We start from the raw sequence: 18,535 nt of genomic DNA on the forward strand, positions 1-18,535 counted from the left end.
CCCCTCGGCCGGCCCTTCCCGGCCCTTCCCACCCGGCGGCCTGGCACCGCCGGGCCACCGCATGCCACTCTGGGGCTGACCGGCCTGCATATCGAGGGCCAATCCGGGAGAAGTGGACTGATCCGTATGACCGCATGGGCCACCGTCCTCGGCGCACCCCGGCTCGCCCGGCTGCTCGCCGCCGCCGGCTTCCCCCCGAAGGGACCCACCCCCGCCTACCGGGGCCTGGCCGAGTCCACCCGGCTGCTGGTCCTGGAAGGACGGCTGGGCGTGGGCGTACGGCTGCCCGCCGAACGCGAACTCGCCGTCGCCCTCGGCGTCAGCCGCACCACCGTCGCCGCCGGGTACCAGCAGCTCCGCGACTGGGGCTATCTGACGAGCCGCCGGGGCTCGGGCAGCTGGACCGTCCTGCCCGACGGCCACCCGGTGCCCTCCGGCGGCCTGGACCCGCTGCCCCCCGAACTCGCCGACGCCGTCATCGACCTCGGCTGCGCCGCCCTGCCCGCCGTCGAACCCCGGCTCACCGCAGCCTTCACCGAGGCCCTTCAGGACCTCCCCGCCCACACCCGTACCCACGGCGACCACCCGGCCGGACTCCCCGCTCTACGCGAGGCCCTGGCCGACCGCTACACCGAGCGCGGCGTGCCCACCATGCCCGAGCAGATCATGGTCACCACCGGCGCGATGGGCGCCCTGTCCGCCGTCCGCCGCCTGATGGCGGACCCCGGTGACCGGGTGGCCGTCGAGGCGCCCAGCTACGCCAATGTGCTGCAACTGCTGCGCCGCGACGGCCTGCGGCTGCTGCCCGTCGCCATGGGCGAGGCCCTCTCCGGATGGGACCTGGCCGAGTGGCGGCGGGTGCTGCGGGACGCCGCCCCGCGCGCCGCGTATGTCATCCCCGACTTCCACAACCCCACCGGCACGCTCGTTCCCGACGAACAGCGCGGCGCCCTGGCGGCGGCGGCCCGCGCCGCCGGAACGCTCCTGGTGGTCGACGAGACCATGGCCGAGCTGTCCTTCGACGGCGAGGCGCAGCGGCCCCGGCCGATGGCCGCCGCCGACCCCGGCGGCGCCGTCATCACCGTCGGCTCGGCCAGCAAGGCGATCTGGGCGGGCCTGCGCATCGGCTGGGTCCGGGCGGCCCCCGGCGTCATCCGCCGCCTGGTCTCCGCCCGCTCGTATGCGGACCTGGGCTCCCCGGTGCTGGAGCAGCTCGCGGTGGTCCGGCTGCTGCGGGGCGGCGGGTGGGACGCGACGCTCGCGGAGCGGCGCCGCAGACTCCTCGGCCACCGCGACGACCTCGCGGCGGCGCTGCGCACCGCCCAGCCGGGGTGGCGCTTCGACCTGCCGCAGGGCGGGCTCACCCTCTGGGTCCGCACGGCGGGGCTCTCCGGTGCGGCGCTGGCCGCCGAGGGCGACCGGCACGGAGTACGGGTCGCGGCCGGGCCCCGCTTCGGGGTGGACGGCGCCTTCGAGCAGTACCTGCGGCTGCCGCTCACCGTGGGCGGTGACACCGCCCGCGAGGCCGTCCGCCGCCTCTCGCTGGCCGCCGACGCGGTCGCCGCCGGGGCGTCGGGCGTGGCGGTGGGTGAGGTTTTTGTGGCGTGAGCGGGGTGGTGGTCGGTCAGGCGCCGGGGCCGGGCTGGGCGGGGGACTTGACCAGGGTGGTGGTCGTGGCGGCCGCCTCGACGCGGGTGTCGGAGTGCGGCAGCAGGGCGATCACCGCGTCCCGCTGCCCGGCGGGGGCGTCCTCGTCCAGCGGGTCCGGGGCAGCCGGAACCTGGAGGCGTACCGGGGCGGCGCCGCCGAGCCGGGCGTAGCCGCGACCGGGCGGGGTGCGGGCCGGGGGAGTGATGTCCAGCGGGGCGCCGAGGGCCGCCTCCGCCTGCTCCGGCGTCGGCGAGCCCAGCACCACCCGGCCCCGGGCGGCAGCCCGCACCACGGGCCGGATGCGGTCCAGGGCGCCCAGGTGCTCGGCCACCACCACGCAGACCCGTACCGCCCGGCCCTGCCGCAGCGGGGCTTCCAGCAGGTCCTGCGGGTCGGGCCGCCCCTCCGCGTGGGCGAGTTCGCTGAGCTCCGTCGGGTGGTCGAGCAGCAGCCACAGCGGCCGGGTGACGCTCTTGGGCAGTGCCCCGCCGCCCAGCCGGACCCGCTCCAGCGCCGCCAGCCGCCGGGCGGTCTCGCCCGCCGCCCACTGGAGCGCCGCGACCGCGCCGTGCAGGCTGGTCTCGACCCGGCGTACGCCGGGCCTGCCGACCAGGCAGCCGTGTTCGCCGGTGCCGGCGCCGTCGATCACCACGATGTCGCCGTACGGCAGCGCCTGGAGGGCGAGCGCGCGGAGCAGCGTCGAAGTGCCGGAACGCGGTGTGCCGAGGGCCAGCAGATGGGCGTCCGAGGCCCGTGCGCCGGTGCGCCACACCACCGGCGGCTGGTGGGCGGGGGTTCCGCCCTGGTTGAGGGGGATGGTCCGGTCGCTGCCGTCCGGGTCGGTGACGCCCAGCACCAGTTCGCCGGGCCCGGTGACGAAGCGCTGCACGGTGATGTCGTCGGGCAGCGGAGCCAGCGCCTCGGTGCGCAGCCGGTTGATCTCCTCGTCCCAGATGAAGCGGTACTCCCGGCTGCGGCCCGCCTTCCCTTGCAGGACCTGCTCGACCCGGGTCCGGGAGGCGGCCTCGCTGTCCCGGAAGTACGGGGGGTAGCGCAGCTCCAGCATGGTCAGCCGGCCCTCCGCGTCGAACTCCCAGGCGGTGAAGGCCGCCGTGTGGTCGCCGTCGTGGGCGTAGAGCGGCTTGGGGTCGTCCGGGTGGCCGAGATACGGCGTCAGCGCCGCGTACACGGCCTGGAGCTTGAGGTGGGTGGCGTCCGGGGCGGGCTCGGCGGGTGCCCGGTCGCGACCGGCCCAGGCGGCGCTGGCGGCGAGGCCGGCGGCGGCCAGCAGCAGCCCGTACGGGAGGACCGCCACGGCGGCGGCCACGGCGGCGGCCAGCAGCAGCGCCGGGCCTCGGCGGTCCCCCGGGGTGCGCTTCCACCAGGCCCGTACCCAGGTCGTGTGGTGGAGCAGCCCACGGCCGAGCACCACCAGCGGGCCGAGCATGTCGGCGGCGTGGTCCCCGGCGGTGCGGGCCAGGTCGCGGCCCCGGACGAGGGTGCGGTTGAGGGACATCGGCTCTCCCCGAGCGGTGGACGTGCGGTCGGAAGGGCGGTCGGAAGGGCGGTCGGGCGGTGGGACGGGGGCAGGCCCGGGGCGGTGGGTCCGCGCCCGGGCCTGAAGGGTGGAGCCGGGGCTCCGCTCAGAATTTGAGCCCGCCGAGCAGTCCGGCCAGGCTCTGGCTTCCGGCGTGGATGCTGGGAGCGATGGCGGTGCTTGCCAGATAGAAGCCGAAGAGGGCGCAGACCATCGCGTGAGCCAGCTTCAGTCCGCATTTGCGGGAGAGGAGGGTGACGATCACGCCGAGGAAGACGACGCCGGAGAAGGAGAGGATCATGGGGGGTGCTCCTCGAGAGGGGGACAGCATTCCGCGAGAGAGCTACGGAATGTTCCCCCATGGTGACAAAAAGTAATAGATGACGAAAGTTGGCAAATGGGTGGTTCTGTCACCGTCGGTGCACGGTGGCAAGCGCGCCCAGCGGCTCCCGGTGCGGGCCCGGCGCCGCCATTGCGATGCTGCCTGACGAACGGTCGAAGCCCTGACCTGCGGCGTCGGTGACCTCCGCGCCCGCCTCCCGGGCGAGCAGCGCTCCCGCGAGCCAGTTGTACTGGTCGGGCCCGTACTGCCAGAAGGCGTCCACCCGGCCCGCCGCCAAGTGGGCCAGTTGCAGTGACACCGGCCCGAGGTTCCGTACCGCCATGACGTGCGGCAGTACGGCCGACAGGGAGGCGCCGGTGCGGCGCACGGCCTTGGCGTCGTCTGGCAGCACCCCATGCGGGCCCGGGTGGAGGTCACCCTGGTCGGACGCACCGTCAAGCGCGCCGGAGGCCCGCCGCAGGATGGCCGTGAAGCTCTGACCGCCCGCTGCGGCACTGTCCGGGCCGCTATTTGCTTGGCCGGCCACCTAATGAGTGCTAGTTTTACGTGGCTAGCCACGCAACCTCCTGGAGGCTTCGATGACCGCAGCGCTGTGGAACCCCGTGACCCTGGGGGACATCCCCCTGGAGCACCGCCTGGCGATGGCCCCGATGACACGGGACCGGTCCACACCCGAGGGCGTGCCGACCGAGCTGAACGCCGAGTACTACGCCCAGCGCGCATCCATGGCGCTGATCATCACCGAGGGCACCCAGCCCTCCGCCGACGGGCAGGGCTATCTGCTGACCCCGGGCATCCACAGCGAGCAGCACATCGCCGGCTGGCGCAAGGTGGCGGACGCGGTCCACGAGGCCGGCGGCCGGATGGTGATCCAGCTGATGCATACGGGACGGATCTCCCACCCCGACAACACCCTGCACGGTCGCCGCCCGGTGGCGCCGTCCGAGGTCAGGCCGGCGGGCGCGATGTTCACCGCGTCGGGCCCGCAGGAGATGCCGGTGCCGAGGGAGCTGTCGACCCAGGAAGTCGCCGCCACGGTGGACGACTACCGCCGCGCCGCCGCCGCGGCGATCGAGGCCGGTGCCGACGGCGTGGAGATCCACGGGGCCAACGGCTACCTGGTGCACCAGTTCCTGTCCAGCAACGCCAACCTCCGCACCGACCGCTACGGCGGCTCCGTCGAGAACCGGATCCGCTTCGCGGTGGAGGTGGCCACAGCGGTGGCGGACGAGATCGGTGCGGGCCGCACCGGGTTCCGGATCTCGCCCGGCAACCCGTTCAACGACATCGTCGAGGCCGACACGGCCGAGCTCTACCCGGCGCTGGTAGGCGCGCTGGCACCGCTGGGCCTCGCCTATCTGCACATCGCCCACGGCGGCGACGAGCAGCTGCTGCGCAGCCTCCGCGACGCCTGGCCGACCGCAGTGGTCCTGAACCGCGGCGGCGCCGACCTCGACGCCCGGGTCGCGGACATCGAGGCCGGTTTGGCGGATGTCATCACCGTCGGCGCGATGGCGCTGGCCAACCCCGACCTGGTCGAGCGGGTGCGCTCCGGTGCGCCTCTCAACACCCCGGACCCGAGCACCTTCTACGGGGGCGGCGAGGCGGGCTACACCGACTACCCGAAGCTCCCCGCGACCATCGGCTGAGGAGGGCGGATGACCACCCCCCCTGTTCGGTATCCGAGCACGGCACGCGGCGGACGCCTCAGCTATGCGGTCTTCCTGCTCGCCCGGGCCCACCGCGCCTACGCGGCCGGGAAGCTGAGAGACCTGGGCCTGCACCCCGGGCAGGAGCTGCTGCTGATGCAGCTGCTCGACAGGGACGGGCAGACCCAGTCCGAGCTTCTGGAGAGCGTCGGCCTGGACCACTCGACCGTCTCCAAGTCCCTGCGCCGCATGCAGCAGGCCGGGCTGCTCACCCGGGAACCGGCCGAGCACGACCGGCGGGTCCTGAACGTCAGGCTCACCGACAGGGGCCGGGAGATGCGCGAGCCGCTGGAGGCCATGTGGTCCGCGCTGGAGCGGATCTCCGTCCAGGGCCTGGACGAGGGTGAGATCGAGTCCTTCATCGCCGTGGCCCGGAGGATCGAGGGGTCGATCGCCGACCGCGACCGCACAGGGGGCCGGCCGGAGTGACCCCCGGCCGAGGCGTCACCGACGGACAGGCCCGGCCCGGCAGTACGCGCCGGCCGGGCCTGCCCGAGACCGCCCATGGCGGGTTCGCGGTGTACCCCGGTGATGCGCCGGATACGGTGCACACCAAGACCCGCCTTCCGGAAGGATTGCCATGACCGAGCCGTCCACCCCGTCCGAGCCGACCCCCGACCCCGAGGTCGTCGAACTCGCCGGGCGGATCTTCACGGCGGCACGGACCGGCGACGCCGCGACGCTCGCCGCCTACCTGGACGCCGGCGTCCCCGCCAACCTCTCCAATGACCGGGGCGACACCCTGGTGATGCTCGCCGCCTACCACGGCCACCCCGACGCCGTCCGCGCCCTGCTGGAGCGCGGCGCCGACCCCGACCGGGCCAACGACCGGGGCCAGACCCCGCTCGCCGGCGCGGTCTTCAAGGGCGAGGACGACGTGGTGCGGGCCCTGGTGGAGGGCGGCGCCGACCCCCGCGCCGGGCAGCCCTCGGCACTGGACGCCGCCCGGATGTTCGGCAAGGACGAGCTGCTGAAGCTGCTCGACCGGCCCGGCGACCGACCCTGAGGGCCACCCGGGGAGCGCTCCTGACCAGCGGGTATCCTGGTCCGCCGTGGAGATACAGGTGGTGGGGTACGCGCACCCGGACGCGGTCCGGCTGATCGCCGAGGTCCAGCAGGAGTATGTGATCCGGTACGGCGGCATGGACGTCACCCCGGTCGACCCGCGCCAGTTCGAGCCACCTCGCGGCCTCTTCGCCGTGGGGTACCTCGGGGGCGAGCCGGTGGCCTGCGGCGGCTGGCGGGCCAGGGAGGCGGACGGACCGGGGCTGGCGGCCGGCGACGCCGAACTCAAGCGGATGTACGTCACCCCCGCCGCCCGTGGCCGGGGCCTCTCCCGCACCCTGCTGCGCCACCTCGAAGCGACAGCCGTCGAGGCCGGACGCTCCCGGATGGTGCTGGAGACCGGTACCGAGCAGCCGGAGGCGGTCGCCCTCTACACATCCGAGGGGTATGCGGCGGTGGTCAAGTTCGGCGTCTACCGCGACACACCGGAGAGCATCTGCCTCGGCAAGGCCCTGACCCCCGCCGTCCCGGTGCAGCGCTCGGCGGACCGCGCCCCCGGCGTGGTCTGACCGCCGCTGTCCGTCACCCCTGCGGGTGGGTCCGGCGGCCATGGTGCCGTCTCCCGGGTCATCCTGAAGGCCGAGGCGCCGACCGGCGGACGCCGTCGGCGAGGAGCCCGCAATGGACAGCAGCGCTCAGGTGCGCGAGGTCGTGGTCGGCGTCGACGCGCTGCCGGAGTGCGGCGCCGCCGTGGAGTGGGCGGCGGCCGAGGCGGAACGCCGGGGCTGCCCGCTGCGGCTGGTGCACGCGGTCTCCACCGGGACCGGCACCCTCTCCAAGCGGGCCTCGGCCGGTGCCACCGAGCTGATCCTCCAGGCCGGCCGCGACCTGCTGGCCGTGGCGGTGGCGCAGGCCGTGGCGGCCCATCCCGGTCTGGAGACGGCCGACACGGTGGTGGCGGCCGACCCTGCGGCGGCGCTGCTGGACGCGGCCGGGCCGCACACCCTGGTCGTGGTGGGCTCCCGTGGGCGGGGCGGGTTCGCCGCGCTGCTGCTGGGCTCGGTGAGCCTGCGGGTGGCCGCCCACGCCAGGTGCCCGGTGGTCGTGGTGCACGCCCCTCCGGCGCCCGCCCAGGGGCTGAGTGTGCTGGTCGGCGTGGGCGGTGAGGAGGACATCCCCGTGGTCAGGTTCGCCTTCGACCTGGCGGCCCATCGGGCGGCGCCGGTCCGGGCCCTGCACGCCTGGTCGGCGGTGTCCGACGCGGGCCAGCTGGTGCCGCTGGTCGACAGTCTGGACGAGGAGGAGCGCGAGCACGCCCGGCTGCTGTCCCGCACGATGGAGGCCGCCCGCTCGGGCTTTCCGCAGAGCCAGGTGGTGACCGACGTGGTGAGCGGCACCCCCGCCGCCGCCCTGGTGGAGGCCTCGGCCCATGCCGCCCTGCTGGTGGTCGGCGCCTCCCGGCGGGGCAGGGCCGGACACCTGGGGCTGCATCCGGGCCGCGTGGTCCATGCCGTACTGCACCATGCGCACTGCCCGGTCGCCGTGGTCCCGGTCCCATGAGCGACGGGCCCCTGAGCAATGGGCCTGTGAGCGACGGGCCCGCGAGCGCCCACGCCGTGGGCTCCGGCGTGGCGACGCCCGTGGTGGTCGGGGTGGACGGCTCCATGGCCGCTCTGCACGCCGTGGACTGGGCGGTGGACGAGGCGGCCGCCCGGGGGCGCCCGCTGCGGGTGGTGCACGCCTCGCCATGGGACCGCTATGAGACCGACGCCACCGACAATCCCGAGCTGGCGCAGGCCCGCACAGCCGCCGCCGAGCTGGTCGGCGAGGCCGTCCGCCGTGCCGTCGCGCGGCGTCCCGGTGTGGAGGTCGGCAGCGAGCCGGTGGCGGCCGACGCCGCGACCGCGCTGGTGGCGGAGGCCCACCGCGCCTGCCTGGTGGTGGTCGGCTCCCGGGGCCACGGCGGCTTCGCCGGGATGCTGCTGGGCTCGATCGGCCTCCAGGTGGCGGCCCGGGCGGTCTGCCCGGTGGTGGTGGTACGCGGCGGTGACGCGGCCGAGCGGCGGCATCGGCGGATCGTGCTGGGCATCGGCGGGCACGGCGAGGCGGACGGTCCCGCCGCCGCCTTCGCCTTTGCGGAGGCGGCCGACTGGCAGGCCAGGCTGGAAGTGGTCCACGCCCGGCACAGCGAACTGGACCGCCTGCTCGGCGCGGTGCACCGGGCGCACCGCGGCGATGCGGCGGCCGAGGCGCGGCGGGTGCTGGAGGAGGCGGTCGCCGACGCGGTGGCGGCCCATCCGGAGGTGCGGGTCGCGCTGCACCCGGTACCCGACCGGGCGGCGCATGCGGCGCTGCTGGCGGCTGCGGTCGACGCCGACCTGCTGGTGGTCGGCTCGCACCGGCGCCGCCGTCCGACGTCGCTGCACCTCGGCCCGGTCGACCATGCGGTGCTCCACCATGCGCACTGCCCGGTGGCCGTGGTCCCCGCGCGCTGAGCCCCAGCACCGCCGAGCCCCGAGCGGGTCGCCGACGGCCGAAGCCCCGGCCGGTGGGGGACCGGCCGGGGCTTCGGTGTCACCGAGGAGCCCGGATCAGGGGTAGCTCACCAGGTTGGCGACATTGCTGCCCGAGTTGGACGGGCCGCCGGTGCTGTTGATGACATGGCTGATGGTGCCGGTCCCGCCGAGCGAGACGGTGACCATGTCATGGAAGCGGACACCGGACCGGTTGGGCACCTCGAAGGCGTGCTCCGCGACCACGGCCGGGTTGCTGCTGAAGTAGCAGTAGCTGCCGAGCCCCCATGCCTCATGGCTGGTCACCGAGTCGGCCACCTTGTAGGCGGCGTATCCCTTGGTGGTGCCGTTCATCCAGGCGGCCTGGTTCGGCGGGTCGTACGGCATCTCGTTCTGGTAGAAGTACGTCCGCCCGCCGTTGCCGTTCCAGATCACCTGGTGCTTCTGGTAGTGCTCCACGAAGAGGCCGTACATGGTGACGTCATTGCCGTTGACGGTCAGTCCGGTGTCGGCGGTGTTGGTGGTCCAGCCGACGCCGCTGCCGTGGTCGGCACGCCAGATCCACATGTGGTCGCCGATCACATTGGAGCTGTTGACCACCAGGGACTGGGTGGCCTTGCCGACTCCGGCGCCGCCGATCCGGAAGAAGACGTCATGCAGCGAGGTGGGGTCGGCGGCGTGGCTCGCGGTGGAGCCCGCAGGCCCGACCTGCATCAGGACCGGCGAGTTGACCGTGCCCGCGTCGATCAGCAGTCCGGCGATCTTCACGCCGTCCACGTCGGCGACGGAGACCGCGGTGATGCCGTTGTCCGGGACCAGCGTGGCCAGGCCCAGGCCGAGCACCACCGTGTCGGCGCGGTTGATCCTCAGCGTGTCGTTGAGGTGGTACACGCCGGGGGTGAAGAGCAGGTTCTTGCCCTGGGCGAGCGCATTGTTGATGTCCGCCGCGACCGCGCCGGGCTTGACGATGAAGAACTGGTCGATCGGCAGCGACGCACCCTGCTGGTTGCCGCCGGTCCAGCCGGCGCCCTGGGTGTTGCTGCGCAGGGCGGGGACGAAGACCTTCCAGGCCCCGGCCGCGTCCACGTAGAGGAAGGGCTTCTCGCGGACCAAGGGGGTCTGCGCGACCGTGGTGTAGGGCGGGTTGGGGAAGGTGTTGGCGGGGGCGTTGACGTCGCCCACGAAGACCATGTTCCAGTTGGAGCCGGTCCAACTGCCCCACTGGGTGTTGCGCGACAGCCACTGCTGCTGCGACCCGGACCGCACCTGACCGTCGATCTTGGAGTCGGCGATGAACCCGCCGCTGGACCAGCCGCCGTCGTCCAGCTGGAGGTTGCCCCGGACGTGCATCCGGCGGTACGGCGCCGCCTGGGAGACCGCCCAGCGGTCGGTGCCGGAGGCGGGGGTGACCGACAGGTTCTCCGCCGACCGCCAGAAGTTCTGGGTGGCGTTGCCCTGGAACCAGTCGGCCTCGGCGTGCACCGCGCCGTTGATCGTCACATCGTCGGGGGAGAGGCCGAGGCCGGCCACCTGCGTGTAGAAGCCGACATTGGCGTCGACGCTGTAGCTGCCGGGCTTGAAGAGCAGTGCGTAGCGCTGGGCGCCGAACTGGTTGCTCTCCTGCTGGTTGAAGACCTGGTTGAGCCTGCTCTGCACGGTGGCGGCGGACATCGACGGGTCGAAGACCGACACATTGGGCCCGAAGTCGGGCGTTCCCGGCGGCACGGCCGGGCCGGAGCCCAGGGTGAAGGACTGGGCGGCGGTGCCGTTGCAGGTCCACTGCTGGAGCTGCACGCTGTCGGCGGTCGAGGCGCTCGCCACGTCCAGGCACTTGCCGCTGCCCCGGTTGACGAAGTGGTACGCGCCGTCGGCCTCCGCCACCGGCTGCCACTGCTGGTTGGTGCCTCCGGTGTAGGTCCAGAGCTGGATCTTGGCGCCGTCCGCCTTGGAGACATCGGTGACGTCCCACGCCTTGCTGGCGTCGCCCTGGTTGTTGATCCGGTAGTAGCCGCCGTCGGTCGCCTGGAGCTGCCACTGCTGGGCGGCGGAGCCATTGCAGCCGTACTGCTGCACGGCGGTGCCGTTGGCGGTGGCGGCGGCGCGGGCGTCCACGCAGCGCCCGCTGTTCTTGTTGACCACGCTGGTCCAGCCGGTGGGCAGCGCGGCGGCGGAGGCGGTGGGGGCCGCCGCGACCGTGAAGGCCGCGCAGGTCGCGGCCACCAGGGCGGGGGCGAGCAGCAGCGGCACCGCACGCCGACGTCGTCCCCGCAGGGGTTTGCGTACCAGGGTCACAGGGTTCCTCCTCAATCGGCGGTCACGCGACTCTGCGCCCACCGAAGGGGAAGCTATGGCCATGACAAATAAGTTGTCAATACACCTAAGACTAAGACGTAAACTATCCTGGGTGCTGCCGCCGCCGCCCGCCCCGCACCCGGTCGAGCAGCGCCCGTGAAGCCTGCCGCTCCCGGCGCTCCCGGTGATGGCGGTCAAGCGCCTCGGCCAGCATCTGGGACCGCCGCTCCACATCCAACTCGTCCAGCAGCCGGTCGATATTGGCCAGCAGCGCCCCCTGCAACTGCCATCGGTCCGGGCGCCGCTCCATCTCCGCCACCAGCAGCCGCGAGATCCGCTCCCGGGCGGCCCGGCCGTCCAGCAGCGCCTGCGCCAGCTCCTCCTCCGCCTGCTCGGCGCTGGCCGAGACCTGGGCCGTGATCAGCCGCCCGAAGCCGTCCACCGCCGTCGCCAGCTGTTCCAGCAGGTCGCAGAGGGGGGCGGCCACCTCGTCTGGGTAGACGCGGTCCTGCCGCCCCTCCCGATCGACCGCCAGATCGGCCAGCGACCGGCACAGCGTGCGCAGCACCACCGCGCAGATCTCCAGCGTGTCCAGCCCGCTGCGCAGCACCAGCCGCGCCAGCTCGCCCTGCCGGACCCGGGGATTGAGCCGCAGGCTCTCCTCGGCCCGGGAGAGCTCCACATCCACCCGCACGATGTCCTGGTCGAGCCGCCGGGCCTCGTGCAGCCAGCCGACCGTCTCCGGCCGCGTCATCCGGTGGGTCCGGCCGCCGATGTCCAGCAGCAGGTCCCGCATCCGCCCGGCCAGCGCCTCGATGGCCTCGCCGGCGGGCTGGACGAAGACGGGCGGTGCCAGGAACAGGTTGAGCAGCATGCCCACCACGGCGCCGATCACGGTCTCGCCGACCCGCCCCCGCGCGGTCTCGGTCACATGGGTGACGCCCAGCACCAGCATGCCGCTGATCGCCACCTCGGGGACGTACTCGTCCACCCGCAGCAGATGGCCCAGCACCAGCGACGCCAGGATCAGCAGCCCCAGGCTCCACCAGCTCAGGCCCACCAGTTCGCTGAAGCCGGCCGCGATCAGCACCCCGGCGATCACGGCGACCATCCGGCGCAGCCCGTTGGTGAGGGTCGCGTACAGGGTGACCTGGACGACCAGCAGGGCGGTCAGCGGCGCCAGCAGCGGCGCCCGGTCGGTGGTCAGGTGCAGCGCCGCCACATAGGCCAGGACGGCGGCGACCGTGGAACGGAGGGTCTGGACGACCACCGGTTCGTTGTGCCGCCGCGCGACATGGATCACGGACTCGGGGACTGCGGGCACCTCGCACCTGTCTCCGTGGGTTCCGGGTTGTCGGCGTCGGCGGTGCTTCTGCCCCTGCGGACCGCCGCTACACGCCCAGCCCGGCAGGCGGCTGCGGATTGACCCCTCCCCGGCGCCGCGCCACCGGCCGGATCACCGTCCACCCGGCGCCTCACCGGGGGTTCGACCAGGGGCCTGCCGCGACTCGGGTATTCGAGGCGGTGTCAGGCTTGGGCGGCGTAGGTCACGGTGACGGGGGCGTGGTCCGACCAGCGGGCGTCGTAGCTGGCTGCGCGTTCGACCCGGGCGCCGACCGCCTGCTCGGCGAGGCCCGGGGTGGCGATCTGGTAGTCGATCCGCCAGCCGGAGTCGTTGTCGAACGCCTTGCCCCGGTAGGACCACCAGGAGTACGGGCCGGGGGTGTCCGGGTGGAGGCGCCGGACGACATCCACATACCCGGCCTCGTCGAAGACCCGGGTGAGCCAGGCCCGCTCCTCGGGCAGGAAGCCGGACAACTTCTGGTTGGCCCGCCAGTTCTTCAGGTCGGCCTCGCGGTGCGCGATGTTCCAGTCGCCGCAGACCAGCACCTCGCGGCCGGTCACCGCTGCCTGCGTCCGCAGATCCAGCAGATGGACCAGGAACTCCTTCATAAAGCGTTCCTTCTCCTCCTGCCGCTCGGTGCCGACCTCGCCCGAGGGCAGGTAGAGGCTGACCACGGTGAGTCCGGGCAGGTCGATCTCGGCGTAGCGCCCCGAGGTGTCGAACTCGGCCGACCCGAAGCCGATCCGCTGCCGCTCCGGCCGCTGCCGGGACAGCAGCGCCACCCCCGCGCGGCCCTTGGCGGCGGCCGGGGCCCAGACGGCGTGCCACCCCTCCGGCTCGCGGATCTCGGCGGGCAGCTGCTCGGGCTCGGCGCGTACCTCCTGGAGGCAGACCACATCGGCCTCGGTGGCGGCCAGCCACGCGCTGAAGCCCTTCTTGGCGGCGGCCCGCAGACCATTGACATTGACCGTGGTGACGACTCTGAGCACCGCAGTATCAAACCACCCCCGACACGCGCCCCGAACACCGAGCCCCGCCGGGCGTCTCGGCCGTCCGGACCCAGGCGGGCGAAAGGGGTACCTGACAGTTCGGGACGCGGCGTCCCCGGTCACCGGGTGCGCTGCGGCGGCCGGCGGTGGCGGAGCCGGGCGGCGGGGTTCAGCTCCAGGGGCGGGCTCGGTGAGCCGGGCCGAGCGCGGTCGGCTGCCCGGCAGGACCCCCGGCGAGGGGGTGCGCCGCCTCAGGCTGCCATGGCGACCTCTGCGGTCGGGCCGGGCGCCAGCAGCGGCCGACCGGTGCGCCGCCGGTGGGCGAGCGCCCCGGCGCCGATCACGGCGGTGATGACCAGGCCGCCCAGGGCCAGTGCGCCGCGCGGACCGGCCGCCTGGAGCAGCAGGCCCAGCAGTGGAGGCCCGGCCAGCCCCCAGGCGGTGCTGATGCTGCGCCAGGTGCCCAGGACCCGGCCGCGCATGGCGGCCGGCGGATCGGTCTGGAGCACGGTGGTGGCGGCGGTGTCGCTGACCGTCTCCACCACGGCCATCGGCACGACCAGCACCGCCAGCAGCAGCAGCGTGGGCGAGAACGCCGCCACGGCCTGGAGTACGGCGCCTGCGGCGGCCAGGGCGGCGATCAGCCGCACCGAGGGCCGCTGGAGCCGACCGGCCAGCACCGCACCCGCGATGCCGCCCACGGCGAGCACGGTGGAGATGGCGCCATACGCCCCGGCGCCGCCGTGCAGCGGGCCGGTGACCAGGGCGGCGAGGGTCAGCGCGTAGTTGCGGCCGAGGACGGCGCTCACTGCGGAGATGACGGCGAGCGCGACCAGCCGGGGCCGTCCGGCGAAGAAGGCCAGACCCTCCCGGGTGGCGCCGCGCCGCGCCGCCCGGCCCTTCCCCGCCGCCATCGGAACCGGCGTCGGCGTCGGCTCGGCGACCCCGGTCGGCTCGGCGGGCAGCAGCCGCAGGAAGGGGATCACCGCCGCGACAAAGAGGAAGGAGAGCCCATTGGCGGCGTACGCGGCCGCCGCGCCCAGGGCGGCGGTGGCCACCCCGGCCAGCGCCACCCCGGCCAGCCTGCCCGCGCTGTGCACCACCGAGCCCAGCGCTATCGCCGACGGCAGGTCGCGGCGCGGCACCAGGTCATTGCCGAGCAGGGCGCAGGCCGGTCCGTCCACGGTGGCGATGAACCCGGTGAGCGCGGCCAGCACCAGCAGCACCGGGACGCCGAGCATCCCGAGGGCCAGCAGCGCCGCCGTGGCCAGCGCCACGGCGGCCAGCAGGGCCTGGCTGACGGCTGCCGTGCGGCGGCGCGGCCAGGCGTCGACCACGGCGCCGCCCGCCGGACCGAGCAGCAGGCCGGGGGCGGCCTGTACGGCCAGGCAGACACCGGTCAGCGCGGCGGAGCCGGTGAGCTGGAGGACCAGCAGGTTCTGCGCGGTGAGCTGCATCCAGGTACCGGCGTTGGAGACCAGGTTGGCCAGCGACCACCAGCGCATCGAGGGGTGGCGCAGACAGCGCCAGGGCGATCGGTCGGGACGGGGCGATCGGTCGGGGCGGGGGGAGCGGTCGGGACGGGGCGATCGGTCGGGACGGGGGGAGCGCTGGTCGGAGGAGACGGCGGGGGAGGGCACAGGCGCGGGTTCCCTCTGCGGTGCGGGGCGGCGCGGAGCGCCGGACGGGCAAACGAGATCCGCGGACGAATCCACGGCAACCCGGACATTCTGACAAGCGGCCCCGCCCGCTCGGGGCGTGATCCTCCGCACCCTCGCCGCCCCGGCCGCCGACCTCCCTGGTCACCGCGATGTCGATCACCCGTGGTGGGCTTGGTCACACCCCGCTGCCGCCGCGCTGCGGCAGCCGGTGCAGCACCACCTCGGCCAGCCGCCCGCCGCGTACCTCCGCCGTGAGGTAGGTGCAGAACGGCTGCCGCCGCCGGTCGGTGGGGGAGCCGGGGTTGAGCAGCCGCAGTCCGCCCTCGGCGGTGCTGTCCCACGGGATGTGGCTGTGCCCGAAGACCAGCAGGTCGGTGCCGGGGAAGCGGGCCGCGCACCGCTCCTCCCGCCCCTTGGCCGGTCCGCTGTCGTGCACCACCGCCGTACGCAGGCCGCCCAGGTCGGCCAGGGCCACCTCGGGCAGCCGGGCGCGCAGCTCAGGGCCGTCGTTGTTGCCGTACACCGCGACCAGCCGCCGGCTGCGCTCCAGCAGCCGGTCCAGCAGCTCCGCGCTCACCCAGTCGCCCGCGTGCACCACCACGTCCGCCTCGGCTGCCCGGCGCCACACCTCCTGCGGGAGGTCCCGGGCGCGGCGGGGCAGATGGGTGTCGGAGATGATCAGCACGCTCAGGGCCATGGCGCCATCGTGCCCCGGCCGCAACGCTGCGGCCGGGGCACGGCGGGGGTGTCAGACCCGGGTGCCGGGCTCTGCGGTGCGGTGCCGCATCGAGCCGAGGCGGCCGGACCGGGCGCCGGTCCGCCGCTCCCTACCCGCCATCGCGGCTGCGGCCAGACCGAGCAGCAGTGCCACCGCTCCGACGATCACATTGCTGATGATCGATCGGGTGGTGTTGACATGTCCGGCCATCACCCAGGGGGCGATGATCGTCCAGAGGCCGATCAGCGCGGCGGCCCACGCCATGCCGTGAGTGCGCTCATAGGCCGATCCGAAACCGGCCATCAGCAGCGCGAAGGCGATGCCGGTGACCAGGTTGCAGATCGCGAGCCCGGTGAGGCCGCTGAACCCGGCGATCCAGGCCGACAGCGCGAGGTACAGACCCGTGATCAGGCCCAGCGCCTGGATCGCCTGCGCTCGCGGCGTGGTCGTCGCCCGTTCGTACCGGGCGCGCATCTCCATGATGTCGGGGTGACGCTCCATGCTCGACGGTGTGGACACCACGACCACCTCCTGAAGGAAGACACAGGGTCGTGCGGGCGCCCCGGGAGGCGGCGCCCCCGTCTTTATCCAGCATATTCCCGCCCGCTTTGCCGGTGTATATGGCTTTGGTATCGGTTCGGCCGCTGATTGGCGACCATTGCCGACCCATGGCCCGCGCGATGCGGTGCCGCCTCGCCCGACGGCCGTGCGGCGGTCATCGGCGGGCCGGGCCGCAGGCGGCGGCGGCCCCGGCGCCACCGTCCGAGGTCGGGACGGCGGCCGGCACCGTGGGCGGGCAGAGGCGCACGGTGCCGCAGTTGCCGCACGCCCAGCCGCCGGCCGGACCCTGGCGCATCATCGAACCGCAGTTGGGACAGGTCATCGGGGTACACGGTGCCGCCCGGGCCCGGGCGGCACCTCCTCCTTCGGTGGGGCGGAGCAGGTGGCCCCACCGGCCCGCCGGGAGCGGCCGACGGGCTGGTGAGGCCGAACTACGATCTGCACCAGTAGACGGTTGGAACGCCGCCGCGGTTCGGGCGGGGGTGCCGATATCCCTGATGTCCTTGATGTCTTGTGGGCTGCCCGGCCTGCGGAGCGGCTGCTCCGGGGCCCGGCTGCGGGGCCGCTCAGCCCAGCCGCTCAGCCCAGCCGCTCAGCCCAGTACGTGGGTCGCGGTGGGGCGGCGCAGCGCCTGCTGGCCGCCGGACGCCAGCATCCGTACCTCGCCGCTGTCGCTGATCTCGGCGCGCACGATGCCCGTGTCGTCGCAGTAGACCGGGTGGCCGCCCGGTCCGGTGGCGCTGGTCCGGTGGACCACGACGATGTCGTCCCCGGACGGGTCCTCGCCCGGCCCCGCCTGCTGGAAGATCAACTCGTATCGCTCGGTGGTCACGGTGTCTCCTCCTTCTGGGGGCCCTCGGCGCAGGATGCGGACGAAGTTCTCATACCCCCATGATGCGACTGGAGCCGAGCTCTCCTCCGGGGGTGTCGCCCCGCCCGCGCGGGGTAGCCGAACCCCTGGTGACCAGGGAGGAAAGGACCGAGACCGTGAGCGAGTACAAGGCGTCCCGGGCCATGGCCGCACCACCCGGGCAGGTCTTCGACGAGGCGTCCGACCCGCGGACCATGGAGCGGTGGCTGCCGCGCGAACTGCATATCGAGGCGCAGCGGCCACCGGCGGTGACCGTGAGCCACGGGCCGGATGCGGAACGGGAACGGGCGCTGCTGCGGGTCGAGCGCGACCGGCTGCGGCTGGAGTGGGGCACCCGCGACAGCGGGCGCTACGCGGGGTGGTTGCAGGTCACCGGAGGTGCGTCCGGCACCAGCGAGGTGACCGTGCACCTGGCGTTCTCCGACCCCGCCACGGCCCCGCCCGCCTGGCAGGTCGAGACCGAGCTCCGGCAGAGCCTGGACCGGCTGGCGGATCAGGTCCGGCTGCGGACGCGGCACCCGGCGTAGCTCACTGCTTGCGCCCCACGCCCGCGTAGACCCAGAACTCGCGGGGGTTGTCGGGGAGTTCGTCCTCCGCGTCCGGGCGCCACAGCGGCACATGCACCAGACCCGGCTCCACCAGGTCGAAACCGTCGAAGAGGCGCGCTATCCCGTCGCGCGACCGGGCGGTGACCGGAGAGGTGGCCTTGGAGCGGTAGAGCTTGCCGACGGCGGCGGCGGTGTCCGGCCGGTCCTCGTCGGTGGCGTGGGTGAGCGCCAGCCAACTGCCCGCCGGGAGCGCGTCGCGGTACGCCGCCACCAGGTCGCCGGGCCGCTCCTCCTCGGTGATGAAGTGCAGGATGGTGATCATCAGCACCGCCACCGGCTGCTCGAAGTCGATCACCTCGCGCACCTTGGGGGAGGCCAGGATGTCGGCCGGCCGCCGGATGTCCCCGTTGACGATGGCCGCCCCGGGGTTGTCCGCCAGCAGGGAGGCGCTGTGCGCCACCGCCACCGGGTCGTTGTCCACGTACACCACCCGGGCGTCCGGCGCGGCGGCCTGGGCCACCTCATGCACATTGCCCTGGGTGGGTATGCCCGACCCGAGGTCCAGGAACTGGCGCACCCCGGCGTCCACCAGGAACCGCACCGCCCGCCCCAGGAACGCCCGGTTGGCCCGGGCCAGCGACCGCACCTGAGGGTCGATGGCGGTGAACGCGGCCAGCGCCTCCCGGTCGATGGCGAAGTTGTGCTCCCCGCCCAGCATCGCGTCATAGATCCGCGCCACGCTGGCCTTGCCGGGGTCCACACCCTCCGGCAGCAGCTCCTGCTTGGTCACCGT

General features: G+C 74.0%; 20 protein-coding genes. 8 read left to right on the plus strand and 12 right to left on the minus strand.

What is annotated here, in order from left to right; genetic code table 11:
* Positions 1-126: 126 nt before the first annotated feature.
* Entirely contained in the window at positions 127-1,608 is a 1,482-nt protein-coding gene (yczR, locus tag C7M71_RS28735; protein WP_111492195.1) for a MocR-like transcription factor YczR, read from the plus strand.
* A 16-nt stretch (positions 1,609-1,624) separates the two neighbouring features.
* On the opposite strand, the gene C7M71_RS28740 is transcribed toward yczR, so the two are convergent.
* The 3 genes from C7M71_RS28740 to C7M71_RS32340 form a co-directional block, all read right to left on the minus strand.
* Positions 1,625-3,166 (minus strand): hypothetical protein, encoded by a 1,542-nt coding sequence (locus C7M71_RS28740; RefSeq protein ID WP_111492196.1) that lies wholly within the window; start codon positions 3,164-3,166, stop codon positions 1,625-1,627.
* A gap of 127 nt (positions 3,167-3,293) precedes the next feature.
* A complete protein-coding gene (locus tag C7M71_RS28745) occupies positions 3,294-3,488 on the minus strand; it encodes a hypothetical protein (protein ID WP_111492197.1) in 195 nt (64 codons plus the stop codon).
* A 109-nt stretch (positions 3,489-3,597) separates the two neighbouring features.
* Positions 3,598-4,056, minus strand: a complete 459-nt coding sequence (locus C7M71_RS32340; protein ID WP_229758984.1) for an inositol monophosphatase family protein — start codon at positions 4,054-4,056, stop codon at positions 3,598-3,600.
* A gap of 52 nt (positions 4,057-4,108) precedes the next feature.
* Between C7M71_RS32340 and C7M71_RS28755 the strand changes: the two genes are divergently transcribed.
* The 6 genes from C7M71_RS28755 (at position 4,109) to C7M71_RS28780 (ending at position 8,739) form a co-directional block, all read left to right on the plus strand.
* Positions 4,109-5,179, plus strand: coding sequence for an alkene reductase (locus tag C7M71_RS28755; protein WP_111492198.1), 1,071 nt, complete (start codon positions 4,109-4,111; stop codon positions 5,177-5,179).
* A 9-nt stretch (positions 5,180-5,188) separates the two neighbouring features.
* Positions 5,189-5,668, plus strand: coding sequence for a MarR family winged helix-turn-helix transcriptional regulator (locus C7M71_RS28760; protein ID WP_111492199.1), 480 nt, complete (start codon positions 5,189-5,191; stop codon positions 5,666-5,668).
* 151 nt (positions 5,669-5,819) lie between these two features.
* Complete coding sequence (locus tag C7M71_RS28765; protein WP_111492200.1) at positions 5,820-6,245, plus strand: ankyrin repeat domain-containing protein; 426 nt, start codon at positions 5,820-5,822, stop codon at positions 6,243-6,245.
* A 46-nt stretch (positions 6,246-6,291) separates the two neighbouring features.
* Positions 6,292-6,813 carry a GNAT family N-acetyltransferase gene (locus C7M71_RS28770; protein ID WP_175607759.1) on the plus strand — a complete coding sequence of 174 codons (522 nt, stop codon included), beginning with the start codon at positions 6,292-6,294 and terminating at the stop codon, positions 6,811-6,813.
* A 112-nt stretch (positions 6,814-6,925) separates the two neighbouring features.
* A complete protein-coding gene (locus tag C7M71_RS28775; RefSeq protein ID WP_111492201.1) occupies positions 6,926-7,804 on the plus strand; it encodes a universal stress protein in 879 nt (292 codons plus the stop codon).
* A 26-nt stretch (positions 7,805-7,830) separates the two neighbouring features.
* Complete coding sequence (locus tag C7M71_RS28780) at positions 7,831-8,739, plus strand: universal stress protein (RefSeq protein ID WP_229758985.1); 909 nt, start codon at positions 7,831-7,833, stop codon at positions 8,737-8,739.
* Positions 8,740-8,835: 96 nt separating this feature from the next.
* Here the strand turns inward: C7M71_RS28780 and C7M71_RS28785 are convergent, their stop codons facing one another.
* The 8 genes from C7M71_RS28785 to C7M71_RS28815 form a co-directional block, all read right to left on the minus strand.
* Positions 8,836-11,112: an RICIN domain-containing protein gene (locus C7M71_RS28785; protein ID WP_111492202.1), complete on the minus strand. Its 2,277-nt coding sequence runs from the start codon at positions 11,110-11,112 to the stop codon at positions 8,836-8,838.
* A gap of 40 nt (positions 11,113-11,152) precedes the next feature.
* Positions 11,153-12,373, minus strand: a complete 1,221-nt coding sequence (locus C7M71_RS28790; protein WP_111492203.1) for an aromatic acid exporter family protein — start codon at positions 12,371-12,373, stop codon at positions 11,153-11,155.
* A gap of 203 nt (positions 12,374-12,576) precedes the next feature.
* Entirely contained in the window at positions 12,577-13,383 is an 807-nt protein-coding gene (locus C7M71_RS28795; protein ID WP_111492204.1) for an exodeoxyribonuclease III, read from the minus strand.
* A 251-nt stretch (positions 13,384-13,634) separates the two neighbouring features.
* A complete protein-coding gene (locus C7M71_RS28800) occupies positions 13,635-14,888 on the minus strand; it encodes an MFS transporter (protein WP_114914627.1) in 1,254 nt (417 codons plus the stop codon).
* Between the two features lie 331 nt (positions 14,889-15,219).
* Positions 15,220-15,741, minus strand: coding sequence for a metallophosphoesterase family protein (locus tag C7M71_RS28805; RefSeq protein WP_407675954.1), 522 nt, complete (start codon positions 15,739-15,741; stop codon positions 15,220-15,222).
* A 51-nt stretch (positions 15,742-15,792) separates the two neighbouring features.
* Entirely contained in the window at positions 15,793-16,263 is a 471-nt protein-coding gene (locus C7M71_RS28810; protein WP_111490865.1) for an SPW repeat protein, read from the minus strand.
* A 214-nt stretch (positions 16,264-16,477) separates the two neighbouring features.
* A complete protein-coding gene (locus tag C7M71_RS30875) occupies positions 16,478-16,645 on the minus strand; it encodes a transcription initiation factor IIB family protein (protein WP_162824440.1) in 168 nt (55 codons plus the stop codon).
* 270 nt (positions 16,646-16,915) lie between these two features.
* The gene (locus tag C7M71_RS28815) at positions 16,916-17,155 is read right to left on the minus strand and encodes a DUF6296 family protein (RefSeq protein WP_111490864.1); all 240 of its coding nucleotides are present in this window, start codon (positions 17,153-17,155) and stop codon (positions 16,916-16,918) included.
* A 155-nt stretch (positions 17,156-17,310) separates the two neighbouring features.
* Here C7M71_RS28815 and C7M71_RS28820 point away from each other — a divergent pair, with 155 nt between their 5' ends.
* Positions 17,311-17,721 (plus strand): SRPBCC family protein, encoded by a 411-nt coding sequence (locus C7M71_RS28820; protein WP_111490863.1) that lies wholly within the window; start codon positions 17,311-17,313, stop codon positions 17,719-17,721.
* 1 nt (position 17,722) lies between these two features.
* On the opposite strand, the gene C7M71_RS28825 is transcribed toward C7M71_RS28820, so the two are convergent.
* Positions 17,723-18,532 (minus strand): SAM-dependent methyltransferase, encoded by an 810-nt coding sequence (locus tag C7M71_RS28825; RefSeq protein ID WP_407675955.1) that lies wholly within the window; start codon positions 18,530-18,532, stop codon positions 17,723-17,725.
* Positions 18,533-18,535: the final 3 nt, after the last annotated feature.

The sequence above is a fragment of the Peterkaempfera bronchialis genome, from assembly GCF_003258605.2.
In the GTDB taxonomy this organism is placed as follows: domain Bacteria; phylum Actinomycetota; class Actinomycetes; order Streptomycetales; family Streptomycetaceae; genus Peterkaempfera; species Peterkaempfera bronchialis.